We start from the raw sequence: 15,529 nt of genomic DNA on the forward strand, positions 1-15,529 counted from the left end.
GGTCCTCAAAACTCTCGTGCCTCGACCTTCGTATTTCTAATTCGGCAACTTTTTGAACACACACTAATAAGTGACATTTTTAGTTTTTTGTTGTTAGTATCATTAACATATCTTGTCCACTTGTTTCATACAATTTAAAAGAAGTATGACATGACAAGGGACGGTGAATAAAATGAATCCAAGAGTTAATAAAATTCGTAAGTCAATATCCGATCGTAAAAGGTCTCGTGGTTTAGCAGGATCTGACTCAACTAAGGATTTAAGCAAAAATCAATTTTCTCACCTTCAAGTACAGGAAGAAGAAAAGCATGGTTACTTTCCAATTTTCGCAGATCAAAAACTACCAAAGAGAAGCAAAAGTAAAATGGTCTCTGGCTTTATTTTAAAAGGTATTTTATCAAGCATTTTATTTCTGGGAACTGCACTATTATTACAAACGAATAATGATATGTTAGATGATCCTAAAGTTGTGGCAAGTAGTTTATTAACAAATGAGTTTCCGTTCGCAAAAGTAAATCAATGGTACCAGCAAACGTTTGGTACCCCACTAGCACTCACACCTAAAGACAATGCCAACACACCTGATGACTCAACATTGGCTCTTCCAGTTTCAGGAAATATATCCGAGTCCTTCCAAGCAAATGGGGAAGGAGTATTAATTTCGCCTGATGAAGCATCTACGGTTTCCGTTTTACGAGATGGGGTAATAATTTTTGCAGGGAATGATCCAGAAACAAATAAAACAGTTGTTGTTCAGCATGCAGATGGGAGTAAATCTACGTATGGGTATCTAAGCTCAACGAATGTTCATTTGTATCAATTTGTTGAAAACAACCAAGTAATCGGTAAGTTTGTGCCTTCTGAAAATAGTAAAAACGTTTATTTCTCAATAGAAAAAGACGATGCATTCATGGATCCTGTACAAGTGATTGAAGTCGATGACCGTTCTTAAATTACTACCAACCATTCACATTCATCCTATATTAATTATCTTTCTATTTATTGGATTCATTACAGGTACATTCATGGAAATCATTATTCTGTTGGCTATTGTATTATTTCATGAAATAGGGCACTATATAATGGCGATTTCTTTCAAATGGAGGATAAAGAGTATCACATTATGGGTATTTGGTGGTGTAATGGATACAGATGAGCATGGTAATAGGCCTACATATGAGGAAGCTCTAGTTAGTATTGCTGGTCCATTTCAACATGTTTTCATTTATCTTTTCATTATGATAGTTGCTCCAATGAATGTTATTCCCATCTCAATTATGGAACTTATTGTGTATTATAATAATGTTATTCTGTTATTTAATCTGTTACCCGTATGGCCGTTAGATGGTGGGAAATGTTTATTCACCTTATTATCAACATATGTCCCATATAAAAGAGCGCACACAATCATGATTTTAACATCAGTTTTGGTCAGTATTTGTATCTTGTTCACACAATTGTTCATTTTGCCATTTACATTAAGCTCTGTATTTATTCTATTATTTATTCTGTTAGAAAACAGAACCGAATGGAAACAACGCTATTATGTTTTCCTTCGATTTTTATCCAGGCGTTTTTATGGAACAAATCATGCAAAAAAAACTTCTCTTATAAAAGTATCTAATAGCAACACTTTATTTGATGTGTTCTCATTATTTATTCGTGAAAGAAAACATATCATTTATATTTCCTATCATGATGGTCAAGAGACAAGCATTGATGAATGGGATTGCCTCAGAAGTTATTTTCAAGATAAACACTATAATATAACAGTTGATGAGGTAAAACGAATGGATTAAATTGTAGACGTATACTTGACATAATCTACTAAAACATGATAATATCAATACGTTATTCATTGTAGCACCAAATGCTACAACCGCACAGAACAGGTTTTTAAACTTGACCAAGGCGTTTCCGCTTTTCTAAAGTACCTGTATGGCGAGTCTGAGTCAGTTAGGGAGGTGCAGTATATGTACGCAATTATCGAAACAGGTGGTAAACAAATCAAAGTAACAGAAGGCGAAGAAATTTATGTGGAAAAAGTTGTTGGAGAAGCAAATGATTCTATAACTTTCGAAAAGGTCCTTTTTGTTAGCGGAGATGAAGTTAAAGTTGGCGCTCCATATGTAAGTGGCGCAACTGTAACTGCTAAAGTTGAAAAGCATGGTCGTCAAAAAAAGATTACTGTTTTCAAATTCAAAGCAAAGAAAAATTATCACCGTACACAAGGACATCGTCAACCATATACTAAATTAGTTATTGATAAAATTAATTTATAAAGGTAAGTGTATATGATCCAAGTCACTGTTTATCGTAAAAAAAATCAAATTGATGCATTCAAAATTTCAGGGCATGCTGATAGTGGGCCATATGGTTATGATTTAGTATGTGCTGGAGTGTCAGCAGTATCATTTGGAGCAATAAATGGCGTTATGAGGTTATGTGATACAAACTTGGATATTCAACAAGCAGGTGAAGGTGGATATCTTCATGTTTCTCTCCCAAATCATTTACATAAAAATGAAATGGAAAAGATGCAAGTCTTGTTTGAGAGTATGATTATTTCATTAGAAACAATTGAGCAGGAATATAGTCAGTTTATAAAGATACAAAGTAAATAAGGAGGTGCAGCAATATGCTACGTCTAGATTTGCAATTTTTCTCACAGAAAAAAGGTGCTGGTAGTACAAAGAACGGTCGTGATTCTGAATCCAAACGTCTTGGTGCTAAACGTGCAGACGGTCAGTTTGTTACTGGAGGATCTATTTTATATCGCCAACGCGGGACTAAAATTTATCCAGGTGAAAACGTAGGTCGTGGTGGGGATGATACACTTTTTGCTAAGACTGATGGTGTTGTGAAATTCGAACGCTATGGTCGTGATCGTAAAAAGGTAAGTGTTTATCCAACTGCTAAAGAAGCGTAATTACATGTAAAACTCCAATCATTTAGCTGATTGGGGTTTTTTTATTGCTTACTATAACTTTTTAACTAGATCGGTTGGTCTTCACCGGGTGCTTACGCTTTTGAGTATTATCTGCTATACTTTTCATATTAATGGAGGGATATTAGTGGAGGAAAAAAAGGTTATGGATTTACTACGCTATTACCGACACGATATTATGAATGATTTGCAAATCGTACACGCGTATACAAGTATGGGGAAGTTAGAAAAGGTTGAAGAGAAGTTAGCCACTTATATGGCACATTTTGATGAAGAGCGAAAGCTTATGAATTTAAACGCACCAAATTTAGCTTTATGGCTAATTCCATTTAATTCTATACATCCAAATTTCCGGTTTACATACGCTATATGTATTGAAAAAGTTGATTTATCTGATATAGACGATAAACTTACAACAGATTGTCAATATTGCATATCGCGTTTACAAGAAGTGACAAATGATAACGAATTATATGAAGGTGAAGTAGTGCTTGAATATCTCACGCAAACGAAACAAGTTCAAGTAAAACTTACTTTAAATGGTTCCTTTTCAGATATAGTGAGTAAGAAAATATCGATAGAAAATGAGAATATTACACTACAGAAAAGTGAGTATCACGTTACGTATACAATAACTATCCAATGGAATAGAAAAGGTGAAGAATAATGTTTGTAGATCAGGTAAGCGTTTTTGTAAAAGCCGGTGATGGCGGGAATGGTCTTGTTGCCTACCGCAGAGAAAAGTATGTACCAAAAGGCGGCCCTGCTGGTGGTGACGGCGGTAATGGTGGCGATGTTATTTTTGAGGTTGATGAAGGGCTTAATACATTAATGGATTTTCGTTACAATCGTCATTTTAAAGCAAAACGTGGAGAAAATGGAATGAGTAAAAATCAGCATGGAAAAAATACAGCACCACTAATTGTACCAGTTCCACCTGGTACAACGGTTGTTGATGAAGAAACAAAAGAAATCATCGCTGATTTAACACATCATGGGCAGCAAGCAATTATTGCACAGGGTGGAAGAGGCGGTCGTGGTAATTCTCGTTTTGCCACCCCACGGAATCCTGCACCAGATATGGCCGAAAACGGTGAACCGGGAAAGGAACGTACTATCAAGGTTGAACTGAAATTGATCGCTGATGTTGGTTTGGTTGGATTCCCAAGTGTTGGTAAATCTACACTATTATCGGTTGTCAGTGCTGCTAAACCAAAAATTGCTGATTATCATTTTACAACGCTCGCACCAAACTTAGGAGTCGTTGAAACAATGGATCAACGTGGCTTTGTTATGGCAGATTTACCTGGATTGATTGAAGGAGCAAGCGAAGGTGTAGGGTTAGGTCATCAATTTTTAAGACATGTGGAGCGGACAAGACTGATTGTACATGTAATTGACATGGCAGGTACAGAGGGACGAGATCCATATGATGATTTTGTCAAAATCAATCAAGAGTTAAAAGAATATGATGTTAAACTTTCAGATCGACCACAAATTATTGCTGCTAATAAAATGGATATGCCAAATGCTGAAGAAAATTTAGAGCTATTCAAAGAGAAAATTAATAATACCTACCCAATTTATTCTATTTCAGCAGTTACGAAAGATGGACTTCGAGATATTTTATTTGCTATTGCAGATAGATTAGACGAAATTCCAAAGACAAGTACTACGATTGAGGATAAGAATGAAAAAGTGGTATATCGTTATCAAAAAGAAGAAGAGCCATTTACAATTTCGCGAGATCCAGATGGAGCCTATGTATTAGAGGGTATGAAAATAGAAAAGCTTTTCAAAATGACAGACTTTAACAGGGACGAAGCAATTCAACGCTTTTCACGTCAAATGCGCGGTATGGGAGTAGATGAAGCACTACGTAAACGTGGGGCTAAAGATGGCGATACCATCCGATTATCAGAATATGAATTTGAATTTGTTGAATAAGATAGGAAAAGCGAAGGCGACTGCCCAGAAGCGGACGCATAAGTAAAGAACCGAAAACGCGTGGTCTTTCGCGTTTGAAGTGTTCCTTACTTATGACGGCAGCTTCTAGGAGCCGTAGCTAGACAGGAAAAGCGAAGGCGACTGCCCAGAAGCGGACGCATAAGTAAAGAACCGAAAACGCGTGGTCTTTCGCGTTTGAAGTGTTCATTACTTATGACGGCAGCTTTTAGGAGACGTAGCTAGACAGAGTATATTTCTAAGTACGGCGCTAAAATAATAATCTTTCCTAAAAAAGCCATAAATCAAGTAAAAAATGCTGCCTTTTCATTTTGAAGTAGGTAGTTTTTTTTATTATAGTTCAACTTTTTCTGGGTTCCTGCATATGTTGTTAATGAATGGTTAGCCCAGTTCTTAACAAGATAGGAAGGGAGATTGAATTAGTTTGAAAATACACATTGTAAAAAAAGGGGATACATTGTGGGAAATCGCCAATCAATATGATGTCGATTTTGAGCAATTAAAAGAACTAAACACACAATTATCTAGCCCTGATATGATTATGCCTGGTATGAAAATCAAAGTACCTAGTAATTCGAAGCCTGTAAAAAAAGAAAACATGTATGTAAAAGAGAAGGAAATGGTAAAAACACCATACAAGGATATTTCTCCGAAGCCTTTACCAGTTATAAAGGAGGATGAAAAAGAAAAACCAAAGATGATGCACAAACCACCAATGATGGAAAATCCGAAGATGACGTATAACCAACCAATGATGGAAAATCCAAAGATGCCGCATAATCAACCAATGATGCAAAAGCCACCAGTGTATCATATGCCAATCATGGACCAAGACATGCATCAATATACAACCATTAATTTCTCACAAATGCCAACGCCAAAAGAAGAAGTGAAACAAGTTAAACACCATGAGAATATGCATCCAATGCCACATCACATGCCACACCACATGCAAATGGTTCCTATGTGCTGTTATCCTATGTATCCTATGCACCAAGGAAATGTATCACCAATGCATATGCCACCGCAAAAACCTATGCCTCATAAGCAGCATGGATGTGGTTGTGGATGTGAAGGGAAAAAGCCGCCATTTCATCATTACCCGAGTAACATGAATATGTATGAAGAAAAGTCACCTTACCAGCATTATGATAAAAAGATGAATAAGAGTATGTATGACGAAATGCCAGAGATGGAAATGCCTAAAAAACCGAACCATAAATTTGACGATGACTGTAATGATATGGAGTACAAACATCATTATAAAGGTTACAATCAGCCATTTCCTAAAATGGATGAAAATAAAGGGTATGGCAATCCGTATCCAGCTCCACCTGGGTTTCAACCATTCCCTAATGCTTCATTCAGAGATGATGAGGATGAAAATAATAACGAATAAGAAAAAAGAGAGACGAGATTCTAATCAATCGTCTCTCTTTTTTGGGCGAATTTTTTCCGGAAATCATCAAATAATGATAATATAATAAATAAAGTTATAATAATGCTTAAAGGAGTTTTATGAATGGAAGAGACAATAGACAAAATTGTACAGTGGTTACGCGATCAAGTTAAAGAAGCAAATGTCAAAGGACTACTAGTCGGTGTTAGTGGCGGTCTGGATTCCGCCGTTGTTGCAAATTTGATTAAACGAGCAGTACCAGATCATTCGCTTGGTGTCATTATGCCCCTTGATAGTAGTCCTGATAGTGTGACACATGCTGAAAAGGTAATTGAAAAATGTGGTATTGATAAGATTACAATTGATTTAACGGATACACATAAAGTCATGTACACTCAAATCCAAGATCAATTAAAACAAAAAAAAGAGTGGAAAGAGCAAAATGATCAATTATCTAACGCAAATCTCCGCGCACGATTACGTATGAGCACGTCTTACGCGTTAGCAACGAATTACAATTATCTAGTGGTAGGTACTGACAACGCGTCTGAATGGTACACGGGATATTTCACTAAATACGGTGATGGTGGGGTTGATATTTTACCGATTATTGAATTCACTAAACAGGAGGTACGCGAAATGGCACGTGCCTTAGGTGTACCAGATGAAGTTGTTAATAAAAAACCAAGTGCAGACCTTTGGGAAGGTCAAACAGATGAAACGGAAATGGGAACATCCTATGACAAAATTGACGCATTTTTAAAAGGGGAAGAAATTCCTATAAAAGACAAAGAAATTATTGAAAAAATGCATAGACGAACGGAACATAAACGGAAAGCTGCTAATCAGTTTCGCTTATCAAATTGAGAAAAATTCAAGCCAGATAGTCAGATCAACATAAATTTATTCCTATAATTAACTAGGGTAAAAAACACTTCTTTTAAACATCCTAAATGTGAAGGAGGTGTTTTTTAAAATGAAATTCAGTTATGTTGGCTTATTGTTTATTGTGTTAGTGACCGCTGGTTGTACGAATGGACAAAATAATGAAGCGAATAATGATGAACAAATACAAACGCAACCAATTCATTATGAGACAAGAGAAGAACAAAATGAACGACTTGGTATACGCAATCAGACAATAGGTGAAAAAGGCGGATACCCTCAATCCGAACAAAAGGAAATAAATAGAGGTGATAACACTGTTGGAGAGAATACCGATATTTTTACAAGTGAACAGTCTAAGGTTATCGCAGACCATTTGACGGACCGACGTGATATTAAGGCAGCCCAAGTAGCAATTACTGATGAAAAAATAGTAGTGGCAGTTATGTTGAGTGAATATACGGATGATGAAATTGGTGAAAAAATTGAAAAGGAAGTTCGTACGTTTGATCAAAATAAAACGATTGTTGTGTATACCGACAGTATTTATTGGGATCGGATGAACAATCTAAAGTCTGGACTTAAACGATCAGAATCTCCAAATGAAATAAAAGAAGACATGGAATGGCTATTTAATCCTGGTCGGGATCAATAATGTGAAAAACCTTTGTGATATAGCAAAGGTTTTCTTGAAAGATAAGAAAGTTTAAAATTACTGTCTAGCTCCAGCGCCCAGCGACTAGTGGACTTCCTTTACCTCCGTACGATAAGTCAACATCGGATCGCTTACGCTCACCGTGTTTCCTTTATCTCCTGCGGTTCAGTCCAGTCCATACGTCGCTAAACGGGCGCTTGCGCTTTTCTTATAATTTTATGTTTATATGGTGGGGAAAATTTGATATAGTAAAGAGAGAAACTTTCTAGAGAGGAGAATGTCCAAGTGGCTGGTCATTCTAAATGGAAGAATATTCAAAAGAGAAAAAATGCTCAAGATGCTAAAAAGGGTAAAGTTTTTATGCGTCATGCGAAAGACATATATACTGCGGCAAAGCAAGGTGGAGGAGACATTGCGACAAACGCTTCATTACGTTTAGTGGTTGATAAAGCAAAGTCTGATAATATGCCAAGTGAAAATATAGAACGTGCTATTAAAAAAGCAACAGGAACACTTGATGGTGCGAGCTTTGAGGAAATTACATATGAAGGATATGGTCCAGGTGGAGTAGCAGTAATTGTGCATATTTTAACCGATAATAAAAACCGGACAGCAGCAGATATCCGTCATGCATTTAAGAAAAATAACGGAAACCTTGGAGAGAGCGGATGTGTTGCCTTCATGTTTGATCGAAGAGGATACATTGTGATAGGAAATGAAGATGGTGAGATTGGAGAAGATGATATTACACTTCAAGCAATTGAAGCTGGTGCAGAGGATATTATCGTAGAAGAAGATGCTTACGAAATCTTTACTACTCCTGAGGATTTTGAAGATGTTCGTCAACACTTAATCGGGTTAGAATATCCCATTTCCGACTCTGAAATCACGTTGATTCCACAAACCTACAGTACGCTACCAGAAGCGGATGAAGAAAAGATGTTAAATCTAATCGATTCATTAGAAGATAACGAAGATGTTCAAGATATCCATCATAATTTAGAACTTAGCTAAAAGTAAAAGCTTCTATTCCTTATTGTGAATAGAAGCTTTTGTTTTATATAGCAATAGGGTGTTCCTGTACGCTCTATCGTTTCTTATGTTAAAATGGAGGAAGAATGTTTAGAGGAGAAGGATTATGATCGCATACATAAAGGGGAAAGTTACATATATTCAAGATGATTCAGTCATCATTGATGTGCAGGGGGTTGGGTACGAGATTTTATGTGCCAATCCTTTTGTTTTTCAAACTTCACTAAATGATGAAGCACTAATATTTACGTATCATCATGTACGAGAAGATGCACAAGTATTGTATGGCTTTAAAAATCAGGAGCAAAAGTCTCTCTTTACAAAACTTTTACAAGTATCTGGCATTGGCCCAAAGGGTGCACTTGCTATTTTAGGATCTGTTAATGTCAGTGATTTTGTTGCAGCCGTTGAACGGGAAGATGATAAATTTTTAACCAGTTTTCCAGGTGTAGGTAAAAAGACTGCACGCCAAGTTATTTTAGACTTAAAGGGAAAGCTTACAGCTATGCTTTCCATTTCGCATGAGTCAGCTGACAATCAACCAGCGCAGAAACAATCGGTAGAAGGACTATCAGAGGCTCAAGAAGCATTACGATCATTAGGTTACTCAGAACGTGAAATCAAAGCTGTTATTCCGCAGTTACAAAAAGAAAACCTATCAAATACAGATGAAATCATTCGAAAAGCTTTAGCGTTGTTAATGAAGAATTAATGGGGGGATAATGATGGAGGAACGCATGGTCACAGGTGAAATACAGGAAGAAGATTCTACTGTTGAACTTAGTCTTCGCCCCACAACACTTAACCAATACATTGGACAAAATAAAGTAAAAGAGAATCTACATATCTTTATTCAAGCTGCTAGGATGCGTGAAGAGCCGTTAGATCATGTTCTCTTATATGGGCCACCAGGACTCGGAAAAACAACGCTAGCGGCTATCATAGCAAATGAAATGGGTGTTCAGTTTCGGTCTACTTCTGGACCAGCCATAGAACGGGCGGGTGATTTAGCTGCTATACTTTCATCACTTGAACCTGGGGATGTCTTATTTATTGATGAAGTTCATCGGTTACCCCGCTCAGTAGAAGAAGTACTATATCCCGCAATGGAAGACTTTTTTCTTGATATTGTCATTGGTACTGGTCCAAGTGCACGGTCTGTTCGAATTGATTTACCACCCTTCACACTGGTAGGTGCAACGACAAGGGCTGGTTTATTATCAGCTCCACTAAGAGATCGTTTTGGTGTATTAAGTAGACTAGAGTTTTATGAAGCAAAGGATTTGTGTTCCATAGTAGAACGAACAGCAGAAATATTTCAAACAACTATATCCAAAGAATCTGCCGCAGAGGTGGCTAGTAGATCAAGAGGAACACCGCGGATTGCGAATCGATTGTTGAAACGAATTCGTGATATCTCTCAGGTAAGAGGAGAGGAAGAAATTAGTTTATCAACAACGGAACTAGCCCTAGAAATGCTTCAAGTCGATGATGTCGGTTTAGATCATATTGACCATAAGTTTTTAAAGGGTATAATTGATGGGTTTCAAGGTGGCCCTGTAGGATTAGATACAATTGCAGCTACAATTGGTGAAGAATCACAGACTATTGAAGACGTATATGAGCCATACTTATTACAAATAGGCTTTATTCAGCGTACACCAAGAGGAAGAGTGGTTACTCCAAAAGCTTATAACCATTTTGGAATAAAAGGACCTGAGTAGAATGAGTATGGGAAAAATATTTATTGTATTAGGAGTAGTTTTTATTATTATTGGAGTCATATGGACACTTTTTGGTAAACTGCCAGGTGATATTAGTTTTAAAAAGGGCAACTTTTCCTTTCACTTTCCGATTATGACATCCATTGTAGTAAGTATAATACTGTCCATTATTTTATTTTTAATAGGGAAATGGAGATAAGAAAGGGTAAGGCGTTGCAACATGGATATAAATGATTTTGATTTTGAATTACCAGAAAAGCTAATTGCACAAACACCATTACAAGATCGGACTGCATCAAGACTATTAGTTATGAATCGTAAATCAAAAGAAATTGAACACAAACATTTTCCCGATATAAAGAACTACCTTAAAAAAGGTGATTGTTTGGTTCTCAACGACACACGAGTTCTGCCTGCACGACTGTATGGTATAAAAAAAGATACTGGAGCAAAACTGGAGGTATTACTCCTTCAACAAGAAGAAGAAGATTGCTGGGAAGTTCTCGCTAAGCCCGCAAAGAAGATAAAAGTAGGTACCGAACTAGTATTTGGCGATGGTAGACTTCGAGCTTTTTGTCTTGAAACAAGAGAACATGGCGGACGAATTCTGCAATTTAACTATGATGGTATTTTTTATGAGGTTCTTGATGAACTTGGAGAAATGCCTCTACCTCCGTATATCACGGAGCAGTTATCTGAGAAAGAACGCTACCAGACTGTCTTTGCTAAGGAAGAAGGATCAGCGGCTGCTCCTACAGCAGGCTTACATTTTACCAATGAGTTGTTAGATGAACTAAAGGATATGGGTGTAATTATTGCATTTATTACGCTCCATGTTGGACTTGGAACATTCAGGCCTGTTAGTGTAGATAATATTGATGATCATACCATGCATTCCGAGTTTTACCATATGACAGCAGAAACAGCGGAAACACTTAAAGCTGTAAAAAAGAATAATGGGAGAATCATCTCGGTGGGGACAACTTCTACAAGAACAATTGAAACGATTGCACGTGACAATGATGGAGAATTTGTTGCATCTAGCGGTTGGACGGATATATTCATTTATCCACCCTATAACTTTCAGGCAATTGATGGTTTAATTACAAATTTTCATTTGCCAAAATCCACATTAATTATGCTAGTAAGTGCACTTGTAGATCGAGTGAGTATACTACGCGCATACAATGAAGCTGTGTACGAAGAATATCGTTTTTTCAGCTTCGGTGATGCGATGTTAATAATATAAATAAAGGAACGAATAAAATGACTCCAATAACGTATGAATTAATAAAGACATGTAAACAAACTGGTGCACGGTTAGGTAAAGTGCATACCCCCCATGGTTCATTTGATACGCCAATGTTTATGCCTGTTGGCACACTTGCTACGGTGAAGACAATGAGCCCGGAAGAGTTAAAAGAGATGGAAGCAAGAATAATTCTTTCTAATACGTACCATCTGTGGCTTAGACCTGGTGAGGATATTATTAAGGAAGCTGGGGGATTGCATAGATTCATGAATTGGGACAGACCCATTCTGACTGATTCTGGTGGATTTCAGGTTTTTAGTTTGAGTAAAATTCGTGAAATTCAAGAAGAAGGCGTACATTTCAGAAATCACATCAGTGGTGAAAAATTATTTCTCTCACCAGAAAAAGCAATGCAAATTCAAAACGCTTTAGGTTCAGACATTATGATGGCGTTTGATGAATGCCCACCATATCCTGCATCATTTGATTACATGAAATCATCAGTGGAACGTACATCAAGATGGGCGGAAAGGTGTTTAGAAGCACACCAAAATCCAACTACCCAGGGTCTATTTGGCATTATCCAAGGTGGTGAATATGAGGAACTAAGGAAACAGAGTGCAAAAGATCTTGCGTCACTCGACTTACCTGGCTATGCAATTGGTGGATTATCAGTTGGGGAACCAAAGGATATTATGAATCGAATGCTAGAATATACGACCCCACTCATGCCGTCCACTAAGCCACGCTATTTAATGGGGGTGGGCTCACCAGATTCATTAATTGATGGTTCCATTCGCGGGATTGACATGTTTGATTGTGTCCTACCAACACGTATCGCACGAAATGGGACATGCATGACTTCAACTGGTCGTCTTGTAGTTCGTAATGCAAAATATGCACGGGATTTTTCGCCAATAGATGAAAATTGTGACTGCCATGTTTGCAAAAATTATACCCGAGCTTATATCCGACATTTAATTAAATCGAAAGAAACATTCGGATTTAGGCTTACTACTTATCATAACTTGCATTTTCTGTTAAAATTAATGGAACAAGTCCGAACAGCGATAAGCGAAGATCGACTTGGTGATTTTAAAGAAGCATTCTTTGAACAATATGGTTTAAATCAACCGAATGCAAAGAACTTTTAGAGAGGGGGGAACAAACTTGGAAACATTATATAGCTTACTTCCAATAATTTTAATGTTTGTCATTTTTTACTTCTTGTTAATTCGTCCGCAACAAAAGCGTCAGAAAAAAGTAAAGCAAATGCAATCAGATCTTAAAAAAGGTGATTCAATCATCACAATAGGCGGACTTCATGCTACCATCTATGCAATTGATGAGGCTACTGTTATCGTTACAGTCGACGGAGTGAAGTTTACATATGATCGTTCTGCTATTCGTGAAGTTACTTCTGAATAATAGACACATAGTAAATACTAAACTAACGTAGTACAAGCAAGAAATGTTTTCATTTTTTGCTTGTTTCTACATCTGTACATAAGAATATAAGAAAAAAGAAGGTGATGCATATTCGCATCACCTTCTTTTTTCTTATTCCTTGCTTTCTCCAACTGCATTTACACCGATAACTCCTCCAACAACTGCTACTAAAATGTATCCTAAATGATTCAGAGATTGTTCAATGGAAAATGTTTGTTCATATCCCAAATACTGTACGGAAAAGGTGAATAAAGTGAAGCCTAGACCAGTTAATCCGCCAATTAACCAACCCTTTTGTTTGCTCTTTGTTCCAGCTACAATGCCTCCAATGAATAACGTAATTAATCCAACTACCAGTGTTACCCAGGATAGAGTTGGTTCATTAAACGGTGTAAACTTGAGTAAAAGCGCTAATACAATACTTGAAATAAAAATTAGTCCAAGAATGACTATCCAACCATACGATAGTGCAATAAATTGTTGCTTCCCCATTTCGATTCCCCCTGTTTGTCCATTTACAGTCATTTTATTCATGTTTTATAAAAATAGACGAACAATATTTATTTAGCAGGGAACCATTTTGCAAAGAAAGGAATTTGTTTTAATTCTTCTTTTGTAATAAACCGTAATGCAAAAAGTAATGTAATATATACTAACGTTAAGATAAGGAATATACCCATCAGAATAAAAAGGTTGGGCTCCATTGCGGTATAAATATTTTTTAACATACTTCCAATCCACCATGTGATTACTAACAAACCTACCATTTTGCTAATGTCTGAAATAGGGATAAAGAATTTAATTGCCTTTCTTAAAGCTGCTAAATGTAATAATGTTACTAATACGACACCAATAACCATAGCAAGTGCGACACCAGTTATTCCAAACTTTGGGCTTGAAGCTAGAATAAACAGCGCGGTAAACTTCACAAATGCACCAATTAGGCTATTCCACATAGCTGGCTTCGCTAAGTCTAATGCTTGCAAGGCTGCTTGAAGTGGGGCTTGTATATAAAGTAGAATGAAAAAAGGTGCCATTAAAACGAGAAAATTACTTGCGTGATCTGTCCCATACATATAAAGTAAAATAGGTGCTGCGAATAGTGACAGCACGATAGTTGCCAATGCGCCTGACGCAAAGGATATACGAATAGACTGGTGAATCCGGTAATGGATTAATCCTTTATTTTGATTCGCTCCTGCTTCACTTATGGATGGTACTAATGCAATGGCCAATGATTGAGTAATAAAGGTTGGTAAAAATAATAGTGGCAAGACATACCCAGTAAGCTCCCCATACTGTTTCGTTGCTAAAGTACTTGCAATCCCAGCAATTGCTAAGCTTTGCGTTACGAGTATTGGTTCAATAAAATAGGAGATGGATCCAATCATTTTGCTGCCTGTACTAGGTAATGCTACTGAAAACAAATCCGATACTGTTTTTTTGCTCGATTTTAAATAACCAAAGAAACGGTATCGAATTTTAAATATTTTTTTCCGTTTAAATACGTATATAATAAAACTTAAGGAAACAAGTTCACCAAGAATGACGCTAATCATTGCTCCAGCAGCAGCAAATTCAATACCGTATGGAAGAAGTAACTTAACAAAAAGCGCGACACAACTAATCCGTACAATTTGTTCAATAACCTGTGAATAGCTTTGTGGTTTCATATCCTGAAGACCCTGGAAGTAACCTCTAATAACTGATGAGATAGCTACAATTGGTATAATTGGACTTAAGGCCAGAAGTGGATATATGGTTCGATCGTCTGTTAATAACGATGTAGCAATAAGTGGTATAAGGAATATTAAAAGGACCATTGCGACTATGCTTGTACAACCAGTAATAATTAATGATACGACCAATATTTTTTTAATTTCTTGTGGGTTATTTGCTGCGTCAGCCTCGGCTACGCGCTTGGAAATTGCAACAGGTAACCCAAGCTGGGTAATTGTGATAACTAAAAATAGAGTAGGAAGGGCCATCATGTATAGCCCAACGCCTTCAGATCCCATTAAACGGGCTACAACTATACGATTTATAAAACCTAACAAACGCGTTATCATCCCAGCTATAATCAAAATGATCGTTCCTTGCAAAAATGTTTGTTTGGTCATAATGAAAACCCTGCCTTCTCAAATAATAAAATTTCATATACAATGATATATATGCAATGGATGTGTCCAAGCATGACAAAAGATAGAATTAAGATTATTGG

At 36.8% G+C, this 15,529-nt stretch carries 19 protein-coding genes and 1 other annotated feature; of the genes, 17 read left to right on the forward strand and 2 right to left on the reverse strand.

Annotated elements, in window-relative coordinates:
- The first annotated feature begins 172 nt into the window (after window positions 1-172).
- From CFK40_RS08820 to yajC, 17 genes are all read left to right on the forward strand, one after another.
- Window positions 173-952, forward strand: a complete 780-nt coding sequence (locus CFK40_RS08820) for a M23 family metallopeptidase (protein ID WP_089531957.1) — start codon at window positions 173-175, stop codon at window positions 950-952.
- Complete coding sequence (locus CFK40_RS08825) at window positions 939-1,799, forward strand: M50 family metallopeptidase (protein WP_089531958.1); 861 nt, start codon at window positions 939-941, stop codon at window positions 1,797-1,799. The genes CFK40_RS08820 and CFK40_RS08825 overlap by 14 nt, the downstream gene beginning before the upstream one ends.
- 68 nt (window positions 1,800-1,867) lie before the next feature.
- Window positions 1,868-1,959 (forward strand) — a sequence feature (ribosomal protein L21 leader region).
- A gap of 14 nt (window positions 1,960-1,973) precedes the next feature.
- Entirely contained in the window at window positions 1,974-2,282 is a 309-nt protein-coding gene (rplU, locus tag CFK40_RS08830) for a 50S ribosomal protein L21 (protein WP_089531959.1), read from the forward strand.
- A 12-nt stretch (window positions 2,283-2,294) separates the two neighbouring features.
- On the forward strand, window positions 2,295-2,624 hold the full coding sequence (locus tag CFK40_RS08835; protein ID WP_089531960.1) for a ribosomal-processing cysteine protease Prp: 330 nt from the start codon (window positions 2,295-2,297) through the stop codon (window positions 2,622-2,624).
- A 14-nt stretch (window positions 2,625-2,638) separates the two neighbouring features.
- Window positions 2,639-2,929: a 50S ribosomal protein L27 gene (rpmA, locus tag CFK40_RS08840; protein WP_089062333.1), complete on the forward strand. Its 291-nt coding sequence runs from the start codon at window positions 2,639-2,641 to the stop codon at window positions 2,927-2,929.
- 145 nt (window positions 2,930-3,074) lie between these two features.
- Complete coding sequence (locus CFK40_RS08845; RefSeq protein WP_089531961.1) at window positions 3,075-3,614, forward strand: Spo0B domain-containing protein; 540 nt, start codon at window positions 3,075-3,077, stop codon at window positions 3,612-3,614.
- A complete protein-coding gene (obgE, locus tag CFK40_RS08850) occupies window positions 3,614-4,894 on the forward strand; it encodes a GTPase ObgE (protein ID WP_089531962.1) in 1,281 nt (426 codons plus the stop codon). Before CFK40_RS08845 ends, obgE begins: the two co-directional genes overlap by 1 nt.
- A 442-nt stretch (window positions 4,895-5,336) precedes the next feature.
- Entirely contained in the window at window positions 5,337-6,311 is a 975-nt protein-coding gene (safA, locus tag CFK40_RS08855; protein WP_089531963.1) for a SafA/ExsA family spore coat assembly protein, read from the forward strand.
- A 123-nt stretch (window positions 6,312-6,434) separates the two neighbouring features.
- Window positions 6,435-7,178 (forward strand): NAD(+) synthase, encoded by a 744-nt coding sequence (gene nadE / locus CFK40_RS08860; RefSeq protein ID WP_089531964.1) that lies wholly within the window; start codon window positions 6,435-6,437, stop codon window positions 7,176-7,178.
- Window positions 7,179-7,287: 109 nt separating this feature from the next.
- Entirely contained in the window at window positions 7,288-7,851 is a 564-nt protein-coding gene (locus tag CFK40_RS08865) for a YhcN/YlaJ family sporulation lipoprotein (RefSeq protein WP_089531965.1), read from the forward strand.
- Window positions 7,852-8,136: 285 nt separating this feature from the next.
- Window positions 8,137-8,865 (forward strand): YebC/PmpR family DNA-binding transcriptional regulator, encoded by a 729-nt coding sequence (locus tag CFK40_RS08870; protein ID WP_089531966.1) that lies wholly within the window; start codon window positions 8,137-8,139, stop codon window positions 8,863-8,865.
- A 124-nt stretch (window positions 8,866-8,989) separates the two neighbouring features.
- The gene (gene ruvA / locus CFK40_RS08875) at window positions 8,990-9,595 is read left to right on the forward strand and encodes a Holliday junction branch migration protein RuvA (RefSeq protein ID WP_089531967.1); all 606 of its coding nucleotides are present in this window, start codon (window positions 8,990-8,992) and stop codon (window positions 9,593-9,595) included.
- A gap of 13 nt (window positions 9,596-9,608) precedes the next feature.
- Window positions 9,609-10,607, forward strand: coding sequence for a Holliday junction branch migration DNA helicase RuvB (ruvB, locus tag CFK40_RS08880; protein WP_089531968.1), 999 nt, complete (start codon window positions 9,609-9,611; stop codon window positions 10,605-10,607).
- A 7-nt stretch (window positions 10,608-10,614) separates the two neighbouring features.
- Window positions 10,615-10,806 (forward strand): DUF2905 domain-containing protein, encoded by a 192-nt coding sequence (locus CFK40_RS08885; protein ID WP_089534342.1) that lies wholly within the window; start codon window positions 10,615-10,617, stop codon window positions 10,804-10,806.
- A 21-nt stretch (window positions 10,807-10,827) separates the two neighbouring features.
- Complete coding sequence (queA, locus tag CFK40_RS08890) at window positions 10,828-11,856, forward strand: tRNA preQ1(34) S-adenosylmethionine ribosyltransferase-isomerase QueA (RefSeq protein ID WP_089531969.1); 1,029 nt, start codon at window positions 10,828-10,830, stop codon at window positions 11,854-11,856.
- Between the two features lie 17 nt (window positions 11,857-11,873).
- Window positions 11,874-13,013, forward strand: a complete 1,140-nt coding sequence (gene tgt / locus CFK40_RS08895; RefSeq protein ID WP_089531970.1) for a tRNA guanosine(34) transglycosylase Tgt — start codon at window positions 11,874-11,876, stop codon at window positions 13,011-13,013.
- Between the two features lie 16 nt (window positions 13,014-13,029).
- Window positions 13,030-13,287, forward strand: coding sequence for a preprotein translocase subunit YajC (gene yajC / locus CFK40_RS08900; protein ID WP_089531971.1), 258 nt, complete (start codon window positions 13,030-13,032; stop codon window positions 13,285-13,287).
- A 132-nt stretch (window positions 13,288-13,419) separates the two neighbouring features.
- On the opposite strand, the gene CFK40_RS08905 is transcribed toward yajC, so the two are convergent.
- Both CFK40_RS08905 and spoVB read right to left on the reverse strand, forming a co-directional pair.
- Window positions 13,420-13,800 carry a TIGR04086 family membrane protein gene (locus tag CFK40_RS08905; RefSeq protein ID WP_089531972.1) on the reverse strand — a complete coding sequence of 127 codons (381 nt, stop codon included), beginning with the start codon at window positions 13,798-13,800 and terminating at the stop codon, window positions 13,420-13,422.
- A gap of 68 nt (window positions 13,801-13,868) precedes the next feature.
- Window positions 13,869-15,428, reverse strand: a complete 1,560-nt coding sequence (gene spoVB / locus CFK40_RS08910) for a stage V sporulation protein B (RefSeq protein WP_089531973.1) — start codon at window positions 15,426-15,428, stop codon at window positions 13,869-13,871.
- Window positions 15,429-15,529 lie beyond the last annotated feature (101 nt).

The sequence above is a fragment of the Virgibacillus necropolis genome, from assembly GCF_002224365.1.
Taxonomy (GTDB): Bacteria; Bacillota; Bacilli; order Bacillales; family Amphibacillaceae; genus Virgibacillus_F; species Virgibacillus_F necropolis.